The organism is Anaeromyxobacter dehalogenans 2CP-1 (genome assembly GCF_000022145.1).
Lineage (GTDB): Bacteria > Myxococcota > Myxococcia > Myxococcales > Anaeromyxobacteraceae > Anaeromyxobacter > Anaeromyxobacter dehalogenans.
In genome coordinates this window covers 144,884-159,609 of the sequence record NC_011891.1, presented here as the reverse complement: position 1 = coordinate 159,609, position 14,726 = coordinate 144,884, and the positions used below count along the sequence as shown (strand labels likewise).

Sequence of the window (14,726 nt, the reverse complement as noted above, 5' to 3'; positions counted from 1 at the left end):
CCCGTGGCGCTCGGGTCGCGCCCGCCGCTACGGCGCGGCCGCGCCGGTCGGCGCCGACGCCGGCGCGCTGGCCGCGGCGGTGGCGGAGACCGCCGCCTGCGGCACGTAGCCGGACTTGCCGTCGGCGGTGCGCACGCGCAGGAAGCCGCGGATGGGCTTGTCGGACGCGGTCACCGTCGTGCCGGCCGCGACGGTCCCGAGCACCTTGGCGAGCCCGTCGGGACCGGAGCGGAGCTCGGCGGCCTGGACCACGGTGGCGGGGTGCTCGGCGGCGGGCGCCGAGGAGAGCTTGAGCACGGGCTCGGGAGCGAAGGCGCTGCGGCAACCGGCCGCGGCGAGCAGCGCGGCACAGGCGGCCGCGCGGGCGAACGTCGGGTTCATTTCGGTGTTCCTCCGAGAAGAGGCGCGCCGGCCGCGCATGGCGGTCCGAGCCCTCGGGGAGAAGGAGTAAGCGCGCGCACCTCCGTGACACGTGCATCCGCGCGCAGGCCCGGCGCACCGGCGCGCGCGACCGTGGTAGAGGCCTCTCCGTGCGCCTCGTCACGCTCGCCCCGGCCAAGGTGAACCTCGTGCTCCGCGTGGGCCCGGTCCGCGCGGACGGCTACCACGACCTCCGCACGCTGATGGTCCCGCTCGACCTCGGCGATCGCGTGGACGTCCGCGTGTCGCCGCGCCGCGGGCCGGTCCGCTGCACGGTGCCGGGCCGGCCGGAGCTGGACGGCCCGGAGAACCTGGCGGCGCGCGCCGCCGAGGCGTTCCGCCGGCGCTTCGGCGTCGATCGCGCGGTGTCGATCCGGATCGAGAAGCGTACGCCGGTGACCGCCGGGCTGGGCGGGGGCTCCTCCGACGCGGCGGCGGTGCTCCGCTGCCTCGCCCGCGCGCTGCGGGTGCGCGACGGCGCGGCGCTCGCCGCGCTCGCGCTCGAGATCGGCTCGGACGTTCCGTTCTTCCTCGGCCCCGGGCCGGCGTGGGCGGCGGGGCGCGGCGAGCGGCTCTCCCGCGCCGAGGTGCCGCCGCTCGACCTCGTGCTCGTGTATCCGGCCGATCCTTCGCTCGCGATCCGGGCGGGCGACGCCTACCGCTGGCTGGACGAGGCGCGCGCCAGCGGGTCGCAGGCCCCGCGGCGTCTGGGCCGTCCGGGGCGGTGGCGTCCGACCCTGCTGGGGAACGATCTCCAGGCGCCCTGCGTGGCGCGAAAGCCCGCGCTCCAGGCGCTGCTTGGGCTGCTTGTGGGGGCGGGGGCGACGGCCGCTATAATGTCCGGCAGCGGGCCGACCGTCTTCGGAATCTTCCCGGGCCGAGGCGCGGCGCGCGGGGCGGCGTTAGCGATCCAGGGCAGGGCGAAGGGGGGCGCGGCTGGCGTGCAGGTCCTCCTTGCGCGGACGGTGCGACGGCATCCGAGGGTATCGCCATGGAGATCACCGAGGTCCGCGTCTTCCCGGTCAACGAGGAGAAGCTCAAGGCCTACGTGACGATCACGCTGGATCACTGCTTCGTGATCCGCGACCTGAAGGTGATCCACGGCAACACCGGCCTGTTCATCGCGATGCCGGCCAAGCGCCGCAAGGACGGCACGTTCAAGGACATCGCCCATCCGCTCAACTCGGACACGCGCGAGAAGATGGAGCGCACCATCCTCGCCGAGTACGACCGCGAGCTGAAGAAGGGCGGGGCGGCGCCGGCACGTGCCACGGGCACGGACCCCCACGAGGATTGACCGCGGATGCGGTTCACGCAGCGCCCGGTCGACGGCGTGGGACCCATCCGGTATAAGGGCGCCCTTTCGACGACCCGACGTCCGGCGAGAGCCTCCGGGCGTGCGCGTCGCCTTCCATCTTCGCGGGATTGAAGGGAGCACGGCGCCATGGCGAGCAACGGTCACTATCCGGACTACCGGGTCTTCTGCGGCAACGCGAACCGGCCGCTGGCCGAGGCGATCGCGAAGGAGCTCGGGCGCCCGCTGGCCCGCGCCACCGTGGGCCGCTTCTCCGACGGCGAGATCCAGGTCGAGATCGGCGAGAACGTCCGCGGCCTCGACACGTTCATCATCCAGTCCACCTCGCCGGACGCGAACACCAACCTGATGGAGCTGCTCATCATGATCGACGCGCTGAAGCGCGCGTCGGCCGGCTCGATCAACGCGGTGCTGCCCTACTACGGCTACGCGCGCCAGGACCGGAAGGTCGCGCCGCGCGTGCCCATCACCGCGAAGCTGATCGCCGACCTCATCGAGGCCGCCGGGGCGACGCGCGTGGTCTCGATGGACATGCACGCCGGGCAGATCCAGGGCTTCTTCAACGTGCCCTTCGACCACCTCTACGCCGCGCCGGTGCTGCTCGAGCACATGCGCAAGCGCTTCGACGGCAGCGCGCACGACCTCGTCATCGTCTCGCCGGACGCGGGCGGCGTCGAGCGGGCGCGCGCCTACTCGAAGCGGCTCGGCGCGGGCCTCGGCATCGTGGACAAGCGGCGCACCAAGCCGAACGTCGCCGAGATCATGAACGTGATCGGCGACGTGAACGGCAAGGTGGCGGTGCTGCTCGACGACATGATCGACACCGCCGGCACGCTCACCCAGGCGGCGAACGCGCTCGTGGACAAGGGCGCGACGCGGGTGTTCGCGTACGCGACGCACGCGGTGCTGTCCGGCCCGGCGGTGGACCGGATCATGAAGAGCCCGATCGAGGAGGTGGTGGTGACCGACTCGATCCAGCTCGCCCCGCCCGCCGCGGCCTGCCCGAAGATCCGGACGCTCTCGGTCGCCGGCCTGCTCGCCGAGGCCATTCGCCGCATCCACTCGGCCGATTCGCTCAGCTCGCTGTTCGTCTAGGACGAGGGCTGCGCCCTCGCCCCGCCGACGGAGCCGTCGGGGCCCCACTCCTGCTGCGCGGAGCCCGTGATCGCTCGCGCCCGCGTGCGCGGGCACGCGAGCGATCCCCGCCGGGAGGGGTTGCACCCCTCCCCAGCCTGCGGCTGGGGCCCCTCCCTGCTGGCCTTCGATCCCGGCCGATCGCGACCGGAGCTGCGGGGGTCGCGCCGGGCGCGATCCAGAACCCTTGACCTCGCGGGGGTTTTCGGCTAATTCCCCGCGTTCCCGACGGCCCCTCGACGAGCGAGTGGCCTCCGACAACCACCCAGGGCCCATGCGCTTTTCGGCGACGGCCCCCCGCGCGCTCCGGAGCGAGGCGCGAGTCCATTGGGAGGAAAAGATGGCAGAGAACGTCCTCAGCGCCCAGAAGCGCACCGAGCAGGGCAAGGGTCCCGCCCGCCGGCTTCGCCAGCAGGGCCTCATCCCCGCGGTCGTCTATGGCGGCAAGCGGGAGCCCACCCACGTCGCGCTCGACCCGGCCACGCTGCTGAAGGCCATCGAGACGCCCCACAAGTTCAACACGCTGCTCGAGCTCCAGGTGGACGGCGCCTCGAAGCACGTGCTGTTCAAGGACTACACGGTCGATCCGGTCACCCGGAAGCTGCTGCACGCGGACTTCCTCGAGGTGAGCATGGACCAGCCGGTGAAGGTGAACGTCCCGGTGGTCACCGTGGGCCGCGCCGCCGGCGTCGCCGAGGGCGGCATCCTCTCGGTCGCCACCCACGCCATCGTGGTCGAGGCGCTGCCGAACAAGATCCCGGTGCGCATCGAGGTGGACGTCACCGAGCTCAAGATCGGCCGGTCGCTCCACGTCTCGGAGCTGAAGGCGCCCGAGGGCTGCAAGTTCAAGTTCCAGACGGACTACGTGGTCGTGTTCGTCGCGGTGCCCGAGAAGGAGGAGGTCGCGGCGCCGGTCGCTGCGGCGGTCCCGGGCGCGGCTCCCGCCGAGGGCGCGGCTCCGGCCGCGGGCGCTGCGGCTCCGGCCGGCGGCGCGGCCCCGGCCGCGGGCGCTGCCCCTGCCAAGGGCGGCGAGGCCAAGGGCGGCGACAAGGCCAAGAAGTAAGGGCGTCGCTTGAAGCTCGTGGTCGGCCTCGGCAACCCCGGCGAGGAATACGCCCGCACCCGCCACAACGTCGGCTTCGTGGTGGCGGATCGGCTGGCGCAGCTCGCGGGGGCGAGCTTCTCCGCGAAGAAGTTCGCGGCGGAGCTCGCCGAGGCCCGCCTCGGGCCGGAGCGGGTCTGGATCATGAAGCCCCAGACCTACATGAACCACTCCGGCGAGGCGGTCGGCGCGGCCCTGCGGTTCTGGAAGCTGGGGCTCGACGACCTCGTGGTGGTGCACGACGACCTGGAGCTGGATCCGTATCGCGTCCAGCTCAAGGTCGGCGGCGGCCACGGCGGGCACAACGGCGTGAAGAGCGTGAACGCCCACGTGGGCAGCCCCGAGTACGCGCGCGTGCGCGTGGGCGTGGGCCGCCCGCCGCCGCGGATGGACCCGGCCGACTACGTGCTGGGGAAGTTCGCGAAGGGCGAGGATGCCGAGCTCGACCTGTGCGTCGAGCAGGCGGTCGAGGCGACGCGGCTCGCGGTCGAGCTGGGCGCCGCCAGGGCGATGAACCAGGTGAACCGCCGCTCCCGCGCGGCGGACTGAAGCACGGCAGCACCGGACGCGCCGGCATGGGGCCGGCGGGCCGGGATTGGCGGGAACGACTCCTCGCGGCGGGCGAACCGCCGCTACCGAACCCGAGGGGAGCGACATGGCAGAGACGAAGCAGCTCGTGCGCGAGTACGAGACCATCTACCTGCTCAAGGCCGAGACGCCGGACGAGCAGGTGGACGAGATCAAGGAGCGCCTGCGCGGGGTGGTGAGCCGCCAGGGCGGGAAGGTGATCCGGTTCACCAACCAGGGCAAGCGCAAGACCGCCTTCCCGGTCGCGAAGAACGCGAAGGCCCTGTACATGCACTGCCTGTACGTCGGCAAGCCCGGGCTCGTGACCGAGCTCGAGCGCAACCTCAAGATGATCGACGTGGTCACGAAGTTCCAGTCGGTGAAGCTGGCCGACGGCGTGGACTTCGACGCCCGCCAGGTCGAGGCCGACGTGAAGGTCCAGGCCGTCGAGGACGAGCAGAAGCCTCGCGAGGAGCGCCCCGAGGGCGGCGAGGAGCCGTTCGAGGCCGAGGCGCCGGAAGGGCAGGAGGAGTAGCCATGGCGCGTCCTGACATGGGTGGTCCGAAGACGGGTGGGTTCGGCGGTCCTCGCAGCGGCGGCTTCGGCGGCGGCGGCGGTGGCGGCTTCGGCGGTGGCGGGTTCGGCGGCGGCCGCGGCGGTGATCGCGGCGACCGCGGGGACCGCGACGACCGCGGCGGCGACGAGGGCGGCGGGCGGCGCGGCTTCGGCCGGCGCAAGGTCTGCCGGTTCTGCGCCGACAAGGCGCTGAAGGTCGACTACAAGGACCAGGGCCAGATGAAGTACTTCCTCACCGAGCGCGGCAAGATCATCCCCCGCCGCATCAGCGGGAACTGCGCGAAGCACCAGCGCGAGGTGGCCACCGCCATCAAGCGCGGCCGCATGCTCGCGATCCTGCCCTACACCGTGGGGCAGATGTAAAGGAGCGCCGCCATGAAGCTCATCCTCCGTGAAGACGTCGAGAATCTCGGAAAGGGCGGCGACCTGGTGGACGTGAAGCCCGGCTACGGGCGGAACTTCCTCCTGCCGCGCGGGCTCGCGGTCACCGCGAACCCGAAGAACGTGAAGGAGCTCGAGCACCAGAAGGCGGTCGCCGCCGCCAAGGCCGCGAAGCTGAAGGCCTCGGCCCAGGCGGTCGCCAAGCGGCTCAGCGAGACCCCGGTCACGCTGAAGCGCAAGGTGGGCGAGCAGGACAAGCTCTACGGGTCGGTCACCGCGCTGGACGTGGCCGAGGCGCTCGCCGCGCGCGGCGTGCAGCTCGACCGCCGCTCCATCGTCCTCGACGAGCCCATCAAGACCGTGGGCGAGTTCGAGGTGCCGGTGAAGCTGCACTCCGAGGTGGCCGGCAAGGTCAAGGTCACCGTCGAGGCCGAGGCGGAGTAGCCGCCCGGCGCCATCCCGATGCTCCGAAGGGCCGGCTCCCGCCGGCCCTTCTCATTTGTGGGGTCCGTCGCCCTCGCCCGCGGCCTCGCTCGCCGCGCGCGGCGCGAGCTCCACCTCGAGCGCGTACGGCGCCTCCGGGCGCGCCGCCGGCGCGGCGCCCGCCGCGTGCCGCTCGCGCACCGACAGCCAGTAGGTGCCCGGCTCGACCTCGGCCGAGAGCGCCTCGGCCGCGCCCGGGCCGCCCTCGCCCGCCGCGGCCACCAGCGGCGCGCGCTCGGCGCCGGCCGGCGCCCGGTTGAGCGAGAGCGTCACCGCGAGCCCCGGGATGCCCTGGTCCGGCGCGGCCCCCGCCGCGTGCCAGCGCGCCCGCAGCACGCGGCCGCCCGCGCCGTCCGGCACCACCAGCCGGTAGACGTCGAGGTCGCCCTCGTCCGGCCGGCGCGGCGCGCCGATGGCGCCGCGGACCTCCGCGGCGGGCACGCCGTCCGCCCGCGGGAGCAGCGGGAGCGGCGTCGCCTCCGCCGCGCCGTCGTTCGGCTCGCGCTCCACCCAGGCGGCCGCGTCCGGGCGGAGCGCCGCCGGCACCTGCGTCGCGATCGCGGGCGCGGCGGCCGCGAGCGCCGCGTACAGGTCGTCCCAGCGCCAGGCCGCGCCGGCGGCGAGCGCGGCGGCGATGGCCAGCGCGGCGCGGGCCGGGGTGACGAGCCGCGGCGGCCGCAGCACGCCCACCTGCCGCTCCAGGGCGCCCTGCTCCAGGCCGTCGCGGAAGTCCTCCCGGCTCGCCAGCTCCAGCTCGCCCGCGGCCCGGGGGAGCGCGGGGCGGCGGGACGGCCGGGCTGCGTGCCCGGGCCCCGCGAGCGCGTCGCGCATCGCGTCCGCGCTCGGGAACCGCTCGGCGGGATCCTTGCGGAGCGCGCGGTGGACCACCTCGGCGAGCCGGCGCGAGACGCCCGGGGCGACCTCCCGGAGCGGCGGCGGCGCGTCGTGGAGGTGCGCGGTGATCACCGCCACCGGGCTCGCCGCGGTGAACGGCGGCCGCCCGGACACGAGCTCGTACAGCAGGCAGCCCATGGCGTAGAGGTCGGCGCGCGCGTCCACCGGGCCGCCGCGGGCCTGCTCCGGCGCGAGGCAGCTCGGCGTGCCCACCACCGCGCCCGCCCCGGTGGTGGCGCCGCCCGCCTCGTCGCGCAGCTTCGCGATCCCGAAGTCGAGCACCTTCGCGAAGTCCTCGCCCGGCCGCGCCTGCATCAGCATCACGTTCGCGGGCTTCATGTCGCGGTGGACCACGCCCGACTCGTGCGCCTCGGCCAGCGATCCGAGCACCTGCTGGGCGATGCCGACCGCCCGCGCCTCGGAGAGCGCGCCGCCCTCGCGCAGCGCCCGCGCCAGGTCCTGCCCGGGCACGTACTCCATGGCGAGGTAGAAGCCGCGCTCGGGCAGCTCGCCGAAGTCGAAGACCGCGATGGTGTGCGGGTGCGAGAGGCGCGACACGATGCGCGCCTCGGCGCGGAAGCGCTCCGCGGCGGACGGGTCGCGGGCGAAGTCGCCGCGCAGCACCTTCACCGCGAGCGCCTTGCCCATCTGCACGTGCTCGGCCCGGTAGACCGCGCCCATCCCGCCCTCGCCGAGCAGGGAGACGAGCCGGTAGCGGTCCGCGATCACCCGGCCCACCAGCGGGTCCGCCGGCGGCGCGCGGCGCGCCGTCTCCCGCAGGTCGAGGCCGCAGCGCGGGCAGAAGTTCAGCGGCCCGCCGGTCGGCTCCGCGAGGTGTCCGCAGCCGGGGCACGGGGCGCGGAGGTCGGGGATCGCCAGGGGGCCGGGCATGCGCTCGCCGCGAGAGTATCCCGGCGCCGCCGGACCCGGAAAGTCCCGGCCGCATCGGGATCGCGCGCCGGTGCGACGTGGTAGAAAGTCCGCCCCATGCTCACCGCCGCGCTCGTCGCGCTCGCCCTCGCATCGGTCCCCCGCCCCTTCACCGTCGATGACCTGCTCGCGCTCGAGCGCGCGGGGGACGCGGCCGTCTCGCCGGACGGCGCCAGCGTCGCGTACACCGTCGCCACCTCGTCGGCGGGCGGCGAGAAGCTCGTCTCGGCGCTGCACCTCGTCCCCGCCGCGGGCGGCGCCGCCCGCCGGCTCACGTTCGGCGAGGAGCGGGTGACCTCGCCGGCGTTCTCGCCCGACGGGCGGCGGATCGCGTTCCTCTCCAACCGCAAGGGCGGCACGCAGGCGTGGGTGCTCGACCTCCAGGGCGGCGAGGCCCGGCGGGTGACGGACCTGCCCGGCGGCGTCTCCGAGCTCCGCTTCACCCCGGACGGCGCCGCGCTGGTCGTCGCGAGCGACGTGGACCCGGCCTGCGGCGCCGACGCGGCCTGCAACCGGAAGGCGGACGCGGCCGCCGAGGTCCGCCCGCACCTCACCGACCGGCTCCTGTTCCGGCACTGGAACGAGTGGCGCGAGCGCGTGCGCACGCACCTCGTCCGCGTGCCGCTCGACGGCGGCCCCGCGGTGGACCTCACCCCGGGCGACCGCGACGCTCCGCCGGTGCAGCGCGGCTCGGGCGACGACCTGGCCTTCTCGCCGGACGGGAAGACGCTCTACTACGTGGCGGTCTCGGATCCGGTGGAGGCCACCTCGACGAACGGGGACGTGTACGCGGTCCCGCTCGCCGGCGGGACGCCCCGCCGCGTCACCACCGCGCCGGGCTGGGACGGCTCGCCCCGCCCGTCGCCGGACGGCAAGCGGCTTGCGTGGCTGGCCCAGCCGCGCGCGGGCTACGAGGCCGACCGCTTCCACGTGATGGTGGCGGCGGCGGACGGGTCGGGCGCGCGCGACCTCACCGCCGGCTTCGACCGCTCCGCGGCCGATCTCGAGTGGGCCCGCGGCGGCAAGGCGCTCCGGTTCACCGCCGAGAGCGAGGGCGTCCACGCGGTCTACGAGGTGGACCTCGCCGGCAAGGTGACCGAGCTGTACCGCGGCCGGAACCTCGCCCGCGTGAGCTGGTCGCGCGACGGCGCGCGCCTCGCCGCGCTGGTGGACGGGCTGGCGGCGCCGCCGGAGGTGGCGGTGCTCGAGCCGGGCGCGCGCGGGCCGCAGCCGCGCCTGCTCACTGGCTTCGGCGCGAAGGGGCTCACCGGGGTCGCGCTCGGCGAGGTCCGCCCCCTCGCCGCCACCGGCAAGGACGGACAGGCGCTGCACGGGTGGATGGTGCTGCCGCCGGGCCACCGCGACGGCCAGCGGCACCCCGCGGTGGTGCTCGTCCACGGCGGCCCGCAGGGCGCCTGGAACGACGCCTGGAGCTTCCGCTGGAACCCCATGCTGTACGCCGCCCGGGGCTGGACGGTGGTGCTGCCCAACCCGCGCGGCTCGACCGGCTTCGGTCAGGCCTACACCGACGCCGTCCGGGGGAACTGGGGCGGCACCCCGTACGACGACATCATGCGGCTCACCGACGCGGCCGTCGCCACCGGCGCCGCCGACGGGGACCGGATGTGCGCCGCCGGCGCGAGCTACGGCGGGTACATGGTGAACTGGATCAACGGCCAGACCGACCGGTTCCGCTGCCTGGTGGCGCACGCGGGCAACTTCGACCTGCGCATGGCGTACTACGACACCGAGGAGCTCTGGTTCCCCGAATGGGAGCTGGGGCGTCCGTGGGAGGCGTCGGAGGCGTTCGAGCGCTGGTCGCCGAGCGCGTTCGTGGGGCGGTGGCGGACGCCGACGCTGATCTCGCACGGCGAGAAGGACTTCCGCGTCACCGTGACGCAGGGCTTCGCCGCGTTCACGGCGCTCCAGCGGCGCGGGGTCCCCTCGCGGCTGATGGTGTTCCCGGACGAGGGGCACTGGGTGCTGAAGCCGCGCAACGCGAAGGTGTTCCACGACGAGGTGCTCGGCTGGATCGGCCGGTGGCTGGAATCGCCTGCCCCGCAGGCGAGCGCGCCGCGGTGAAGGCCGGGACCTTGTCGCCCCCGAACCCCCTGCTATAGTCCGGACCCGCCGTGCTCGACTGGCTTCACAACATGATGTCCCGCGATCTCGCGATCGACCTCGGGACCGCCAACACCCTCATCTACATCCGCGGCATGGGCATCGTGTCGAACGAGCCCAGCGTGGTGGCGGTCCAGCAGGAGTCGCGGAGCGGCCGCAAGGTGCTCGCGGTCGGCAAGGAGGCGAAGGAGATGCTCGGGCGCACGCCCGGGAACATCGTCGCCATCCGGCCGATGAAGGACGGCGTCATCGCCGACTTCGAGGTCACCGCGGCGATGCTGAAGTACTTCATCCAGGCGGCGCACAACCGGAAGAGCTTCGTGAAGCCCCGGATCATCATCGGGATCCCGTCGGGCATCACCGAGGTCGAGAAGCGCGCCGTCCGCGAGGCCGCCGAGTCCGCCGGCGCCCGCGAGGTCTACCTCATCGAGCAGCCCATGGCCGCCGCCATCGGCGCCGGGCTCCCCATCACCGAGCCCTCCGGCAACATGATCGTCGACATCGGCGGCGGCACCTCCGACGTCGCCGTCATCTCCCTCGGCGGCATCGTCTACTCGCGCTCGGTCCGCGTCGCCGGCGACAAGATGGACGAGGCGATCATCCAGCACGTCAAGCGCAAGTACAACCTCCTCATCGGCGAGCGCACCGCCGAGCTCATCAAGATGGGCATCGGCACCGCCTATCCCACCGAGGAGGAGCTGACGATGGACATCAAGGGCCGCGACCTCGTGGCCGGCGTCCCCCGCACCCTCACCGTCACCTCCTCCGAGATCCGCGAGGCGCTCGCCGAGCCCATCAACGGCGTCGTCGAGGCGGTGAAGGTCACCCTCGAGCGCACGCCCCCCGAGCTCGCCGGCGACATCGCCGACCGCGGCATCGTCCTCGCCGGCGGCGGCGCCCTCCTCAAGAACCTCGACGTCCTCCTCCGCGAGGAGACCGGCCTCCCCGTCTTCCTCGCCGAGGATCCCCTCTCCGCCGTCGTCATCGGCGCGGGCAAGGCGCTCGAGGAGCTCGACATCCTCCGCCAGGTCACCGCCCAGGGCTGATCTCCTCCGACCGGGCGGGCGCCTTCACGTCCGGTGAGGCGTTTCCCGCGATCGGGGGTGGGCGAATCCGCGATCCGCGCGCAACTCGCAGAAAGGGTTTGGCCGCGGACCGTGTTGTAGTAGGCAACCACCGTGCTGAACTTCGTCCACAACATCCTGTCGCGCGATCTCGCGATCGATCTCGGGACCGCCAACACCCTCATCTACATCCGCGGCATGGGCATCGTGTCGAACGAGCCCAGCGTCGTGGCCGTCCAGGCGGACGGTCGCGGCAGCCGCCGCGTGCTCGCCGTCGGGAAGGAGGCGAAGGAGATGCTCGGGCGCACGCCCGGGAACATCGTCGCCATCCGGCCGATGAAGGACGGCGTCATCGCCGACTTCGAGGTCACCGCGGCGATGCTGAAGTACTTCATCCAGGCGGCGCACAACCGGAAGAGCTTCGTGAAGCCCCGGATCATCATCGGGATCCCGTCGGGCATCACCGAGGTCGAGAAGCGCGCCGTCCGCGAGGCCGCCGAGTCCGCCGGCGCCCGCGAGGTCTACCTCATCGAGCAGCCCATGGCCGCCGCCATCGGCGCCGGGCTCCCCATCACCGAGCCCTCCGGCAACATGATCGTCGACATCGGCGGCGGCACCTCCGACGTCGCCGTCATCTCCCTCGGCGGCATCGTCTACTCGCGCTCGGTCCGCGTCGCCGGCGACAAGATGGACGAGGCGATCATCCAGCACGTCAAGCGCAAGTACAACCTCCTCATCGGCGAGCGCACCGCCGAGCTCATCAAGATGGGCATCGGCACCGCCTATCCCACCGAGGAGGAGCTGACGATGGACATCACGGGCCGCGACCTCGTGGCCGGCGTCCCCCGCACCCTCACCGTCACCTCCTCCGAGATCCGCGAGGCGCTCGCCGAGCCCATCAACGGCGTCGTCGAGGCGGTGAAGGTCACCCTCGAGCGCACGCCCCCCGAGCTCGCCGGCGACATCGCCGACCGCGGCATCGTCCTCGCCGGCGGCGGCGCCCTCCTCAAGAACCTCGACGTCCTCCTCCGCGAGGAGACCGGCCTCCCCGTCTTCCTCGCCGAGGATCCCCTCTCCGCCGTCGTCATCGGCGCGGGCAAGGCGCTCGAGGAGCTCGACATCCTCCGCCAGGTCACCGCCCAGGGCTGAGAGCACGTGAACCCATCCCCTCCCGTCGCCGCGGCGGCCGATCCGCGTCGCATCGCGTCGTTGCTTCTCCCTCACATGCCGACGGGCATGCTCGGTCGTCGCGCCTCGCGCTGCTCGCGGCTCGACCGCCTGGCTCGGTCCGGGGATTGATTCACGCGCTCTGAGCGCCGTGACGGCGCAGGGCCGAGCGCCGTCCCCGGCGCCTCATCACACGAGGTGGATTGCGGGCCGGTGGGGCGCTTAGGATCTGCGCCCACCATGCTCGCGCCCACCCTCGCCCCGCTCCTCGCGCTGGCGCTCTCCGCCGGCCCCGACCTCACCACCACCGCCGAGAGGACCGGCTTCCGGGAGACCGGCCGCTACGACGAGGCGGTCCGGCTCTGCCGCGGGCTGGCCGCCGCGTACCCGGCCCGCGCCCGCTGCCTCACCTTCGGCGAGACGCCGGAGGGCCGGCCGCTGGTGGCGCTCGTGGCGAGCGCGGGCGGGGGGCTCGACGCCCGCGCGGCGCGGGCTGCGCGGCGGCCGGTGGTGCTCCTGCAGGGCGGCATCCACGCCGCCGAGATCGACGGGAAGGACGCCGGCTTCCTGGTGCTCCGCGAGCTGCTCGCCTCGCGGGACGGCGGACCGCTCGCGAAGGTCACCGCGCTGTTCGTGCCGGTGCTGAACGCGGACGGGCACGAGCGCTTCGGGCCGAACCACCGGCCCAACCAGCGCGGGCCGGAGACCTCCGGCTGGCGCACGACGGCGCAGAACCTGAACCTGAACCGCGACTACGTCGCGGCGCAGGCGCCGGAGACGCAGGCGGTGCTCCGGCTCATGGACGCCTGGGACCCCATCGCCCTCGGCGACCTCCACGTCACCGACGGCGCGCAGTTCCAGCACGACCTCGCGGTGATGGTCGAGCCGCGCCAGGGCTACTCGCCGGCCATGCGCGAGGAGGGCGCGGCGCTCTCGGCCGCGCTGGTCGAGCGGCTCGCCGCGGCCGGCCACCTGCCGCTCGACTTCTACCCTTCGCTCCGCGAGGACGGCGATCCCGCCTCCGGCTTCGCCCCCTACCCTGCGCCCATCCGCTTCGGCCACGGCTACTGGGCCGCGCGGAACCGCTTCGGCATCCTGCTCGAGACCCACTCCTGGCGGCCGTATCCGCACCGGGTGAAGGCGACCGCCCACTTCGTGCGCGCGCTGCTCGACCTCGCCGCCGAGCGGGGCGGCCGCTGGCGCGCCGCCGCCGACCGCGCGGACCGGGAGGGCGCGGCGGCGCGGGGGCGGGAGGTGGAGCTCGGCTGGGCGCCCGGATCGCGCACGCGGCCGCTCGCGTTCCAGGGCTACGCCTACGTCCGCGAGGACTCGCCGGTGCTCGGGAAGAAGGTCCCGCGCTACGACGAGACGCGGCCGGAGGTGTGGAACGTCCCGGTGGTGGACGAGCTGGTGGTGACCGCGCGGGCGCGCGTCCCAGTGGGCGGCTGGATCGTCCCGGCCGCGCACGCGGGGTGGGTGGCCGGGAAGCTCCGGCTGCACGGCATCGCCTTCGAGCGGATGGCGTCCCGTCGAGCCGCCGCCCAGGTGGAGGCGTTCCGCGCCACCGGCGTCGAGGTGAAGGCGCAGTCGTTCGAGGGCCGGCACCAGACCGCGCTCACCGGCGCCTGGGCGCCGGAGGCGCGCGACCTCGCCGCCGGGTGGCTGTGGATCCCCTCGGCGCAGCCGCTCGGGACGCTCGCCGCCATGCTGCTCGATCCGGCCGGGCCCGACGCGTTCGTGGCCTGGGGCGCGTTCGCCACCGCGTTCGAGAAGAAGGAGTACATCGAGGACTACGTGCTCGAGCCCTGGGCGCGCGCGCTGCTGGCGCGGGATCCCGCGGTGAAGGCGGAGTTCGAGCGCCGGCTCGCCGATCCGGCGTTCGCGAAGGACCCGGCCGCGCGGCTCGACTTCTTCTGGCGGCGCCACCCGGCCCACGACGAGGCCTACCGGCTCTACCCGGTGCTGCGCGCCGACCGCCGGCCCTGACCCGCCGCCGCCCGCGCCGGTCCACGTCCCGCAGGCCCGGCAGCGGGTCGGGACTTCCCGACACGGCCGCGGCCAACCCCGCGAGATCGCGTGGCGCGCGGTTGGCCGCGCTCCTGCAAATGCGGAGAGACGACGGCGGCGCGCCACGGTGGCGGCCCCGAGACCTCGAACCCGCAGCCACTCCAGGAGAACGCCATGGCCCAGAACAAGCTCCCCTCCCTCATCGGCGCCGGCATCGGCCTCGCCCTGTTCCTCGCCATCGCGCTCCTCCCGGCGCTGCTCTACGGCGGCTACGCCGGCCTGCTGCTCGCGGGCGGCATCGTCGGCACGCCGGTGCAGCCCACCCTGCTCGTCCGCGGCCTGATCGTCTTCGGCATGGGCCTCGGCGTCGTGGGCGTCGCCTCGCTGTTCGCGGTTTCCGGCGCGGCCGCCGGCGCGGCGGTGGGCGCGCTGCTCGCGATCGCCGGGCGCCGGCCGGTCGCCCAGGAGCAGTCGGGCCGCTGAGCTTCTGCGGGCGGGGACCCCGGGGCCCGGCCGCGAGGCCGGGCCCACCTCGTTCCCCTACACTGGGGGAATCCCGTCGTGT

15 protein-coding genes are annotated in these 14,726 nt (G+C 74.2%); 13 read left to right on the top strand and 2 right to left on the bottom strand.

From position 1 onward, the window contains the following. Window positions 1–27: 27 nt before the first annotated feature. Entirely contained in the window at window positions 28–381 is a 354-nt protein-coding gene (locus tag A2CP1_RS00715; protein ID WP_012631583.1) for an SH3 domain-containing protein, read from the bottom strand. A gap of 149 nt (window positions 382–530) precedes the next feature. Between A2CP1_RS00715 and ispE the strand changes: the two genes are divergently transcribed. The 8 genes from ispE (at window position 531) to rplI (ending at window position 5,939) form a co-directional block, all read left to right on the top strand. Beyond that, window positions 531–1,472 carry a 4-(cytidine 5'-diphospho)-2-C-methyl-D-erythritol kinase gene (gene ispE / locus A2CP1_RS00710; protein WP_012631582.1) on the top strand — a complete coding sequence of 314 codons (942 nt, stop codon included), beginning with the start codon at window positions 531–533 and terminating at the stop codon, window positions 1,470–1,472. Continuing rightward, window positions 1,412–1,717, top strand: coding sequence for a septation regulator SpoVG (gene spoVG / locus A2CP1_RS00705; RefSeq protein ID WP_012524208.1), 306 nt, complete (start codon window positions 1,412–1,414; stop codon window positions 1,715–1,717). The genes ispE and spoVG overlap by 61 nt, the downstream gene beginning before the upstream one ends. A 147-nt stretch (window positions 1,718–1,864) precedes the next feature. Further along, window positions 1,865–2,830, top strand: coding sequence for a ribose-phosphate pyrophosphokinase (locus A2CP1_RS00700; RefSeq protein WP_012524207.1), 966 nt, complete (start codon window positions 1,865–1,867; stop codon window positions 2,828–2,830). A 379-nt stretch (window positions 2,831–3,209) separates the two neighbouring features. After that, the gene (locus tag A2CP1_RS00695) at window positions 3,210–3,932 is read left to right on the top strand and encodes a 50S ribosomal protein L25/general stress protein Ctc (RefSeq protein ID WP_012631581.1); all 723 of its coding nucleotides are present in this window, start codon (window positions 3,210–3,212) and stop codon (window positions 3,930–3,932) included. Window positions 3,933–3,941: 9 nt separating this feature from the next. Further along, window positions 3,942–4,520, top strand: a complete 579-nt coding sequence (gene pth / locus A2CP1_RS00690; RefSeq protein WP_012631580.1) for an aminoacyl-tRNA hydrolase — start codon at window positions 3,942–3,944, stop codon at window positions 4,518–4,520. Between the two features lie 106 nt (window positions 4,521–4,626). Next, window positions 4,627–5,073 carry a 30S ribosomal protein S6 gene (gene rpsF, locus A2CP1_RS00685; RefSeq protein WP_012524204.1) on the top strand — a complete coding sequence of 149 codons (447 nt, stop codon included), beginning with the start codon at window positions 4,627–4,629 and terminating at the stop codon, window positions 5,071–5,073. Between the two features lie 2 nt (window positions 5,074–5,075). Then, window positions 5,076–5,477: a 30S ribosomal protein S18 gene (gene rpsR, locus A2CP1_RS00680; RefSeq protein WP_012631579.1), complete on the top strand. Its 402-nt coding sequence runs from the start codon at window positions 5,076–5,078 to the stop codon at window positions 5,475–5,477. A 12-nt stretch (window positions 5,478–5,489) separates the two neighbouring features. Beyond that, window positions 5,490–5,939 (top strand): 50S ribosomal protein L9, encoded by a 450-nt coding sequence (rplI, locus tag A2CP1_RS00675; protein ID WP_012524202.1) that lies wholly within the window; start codon window positions 5,490–5,492, stop codon window positions 5,937–5,939. Window positions 5,940–5,990: 51 nt separating this feature from the next. Here the strand turns inward: rplI and A2CP1_RS22720 are convergent, their stop codons facing one another. Beyond that, entirely contained in the window at window positions 5,991–7,763 is a 1,773-nt protein-coding gene (locus tag A2CP1_RS22720; protein WP_012631578.1) for a serine/threonine-protein kinase, read from the bottom strand. A gap of 96 nt (window positions 7,764–7,859) precedes the next feature. On the opposite strand from A2CP1_RS22720, the gene A2CP1_RS00665 reads away from it, so the two are divergent. From A2CP1_RS00665 to A2CP1_RS00645, 5 genes are all read left to right on the top strand, one after another. Beyond that, entirely contained in the window at window positions 7,860–9,884 is a 2,025-nt protein-coding gene (locus A2CP1_RS00665) for a dipeptidyl-peptidase 5 (protein WP_012631577.1), read from the top strand. A 50-nt stretch (window positions 9,885–9,934) separates the two neighbouring features. Continuing rightward, complete coding sequence (locus A2CP1_RS00660) at window positions 9,935–10,969, top strand: rod shape-determining protein (protein WP_012524199.1); 1,035 nt, start codon at window positions 9,935–9,937, stop codon at window positions 10,967–10,969. A gap of 132 nt (window positions 10,970–11,101) precedes the next feature. Beyond that, window positions 11,102–12,136 carry a rod shape-determining protein gene (locus A2CP1_RS00655; protein ID WP_012631576.1) on the top strand — a complete coding sequence of 345 codons (1,035 nt, stop codon included), beginning with the start codon at window positions 11,102–11,104 and terminating at the stop codon, window positions 12,134–12,136. A 258-nt stretch (window positions 12,137–12,394) separates the two neighbouring features. After that, window positions 12,395–14,140 carry a M14 family zinc carboxypeptidase gene (locus A2CP1_RS00650; protein ID WP_012631575.1) on the top strand — a complete coding sequence of 582 codons (1,746 nt, stop codon included), beginning with the start codon at window positions 12,395–12,397 and terminating at the stop codon, window positions 14,138–14,140. 195 nt (window positions 14,141–14,335) lie between these two features. Continuing rightward, window positions 14,336–14,644, top strand: a complete 309-nt coding sequence (locus A2CP1_RS00645) for a hypothetical protein (RefSeq protein ID WP_012631574.1) — start codon at window positions 14,336–14,338, stop codon at window positions 14,642–14,644. Window positions 14,645–14,726: the final 82 nt, after the last annotated feature.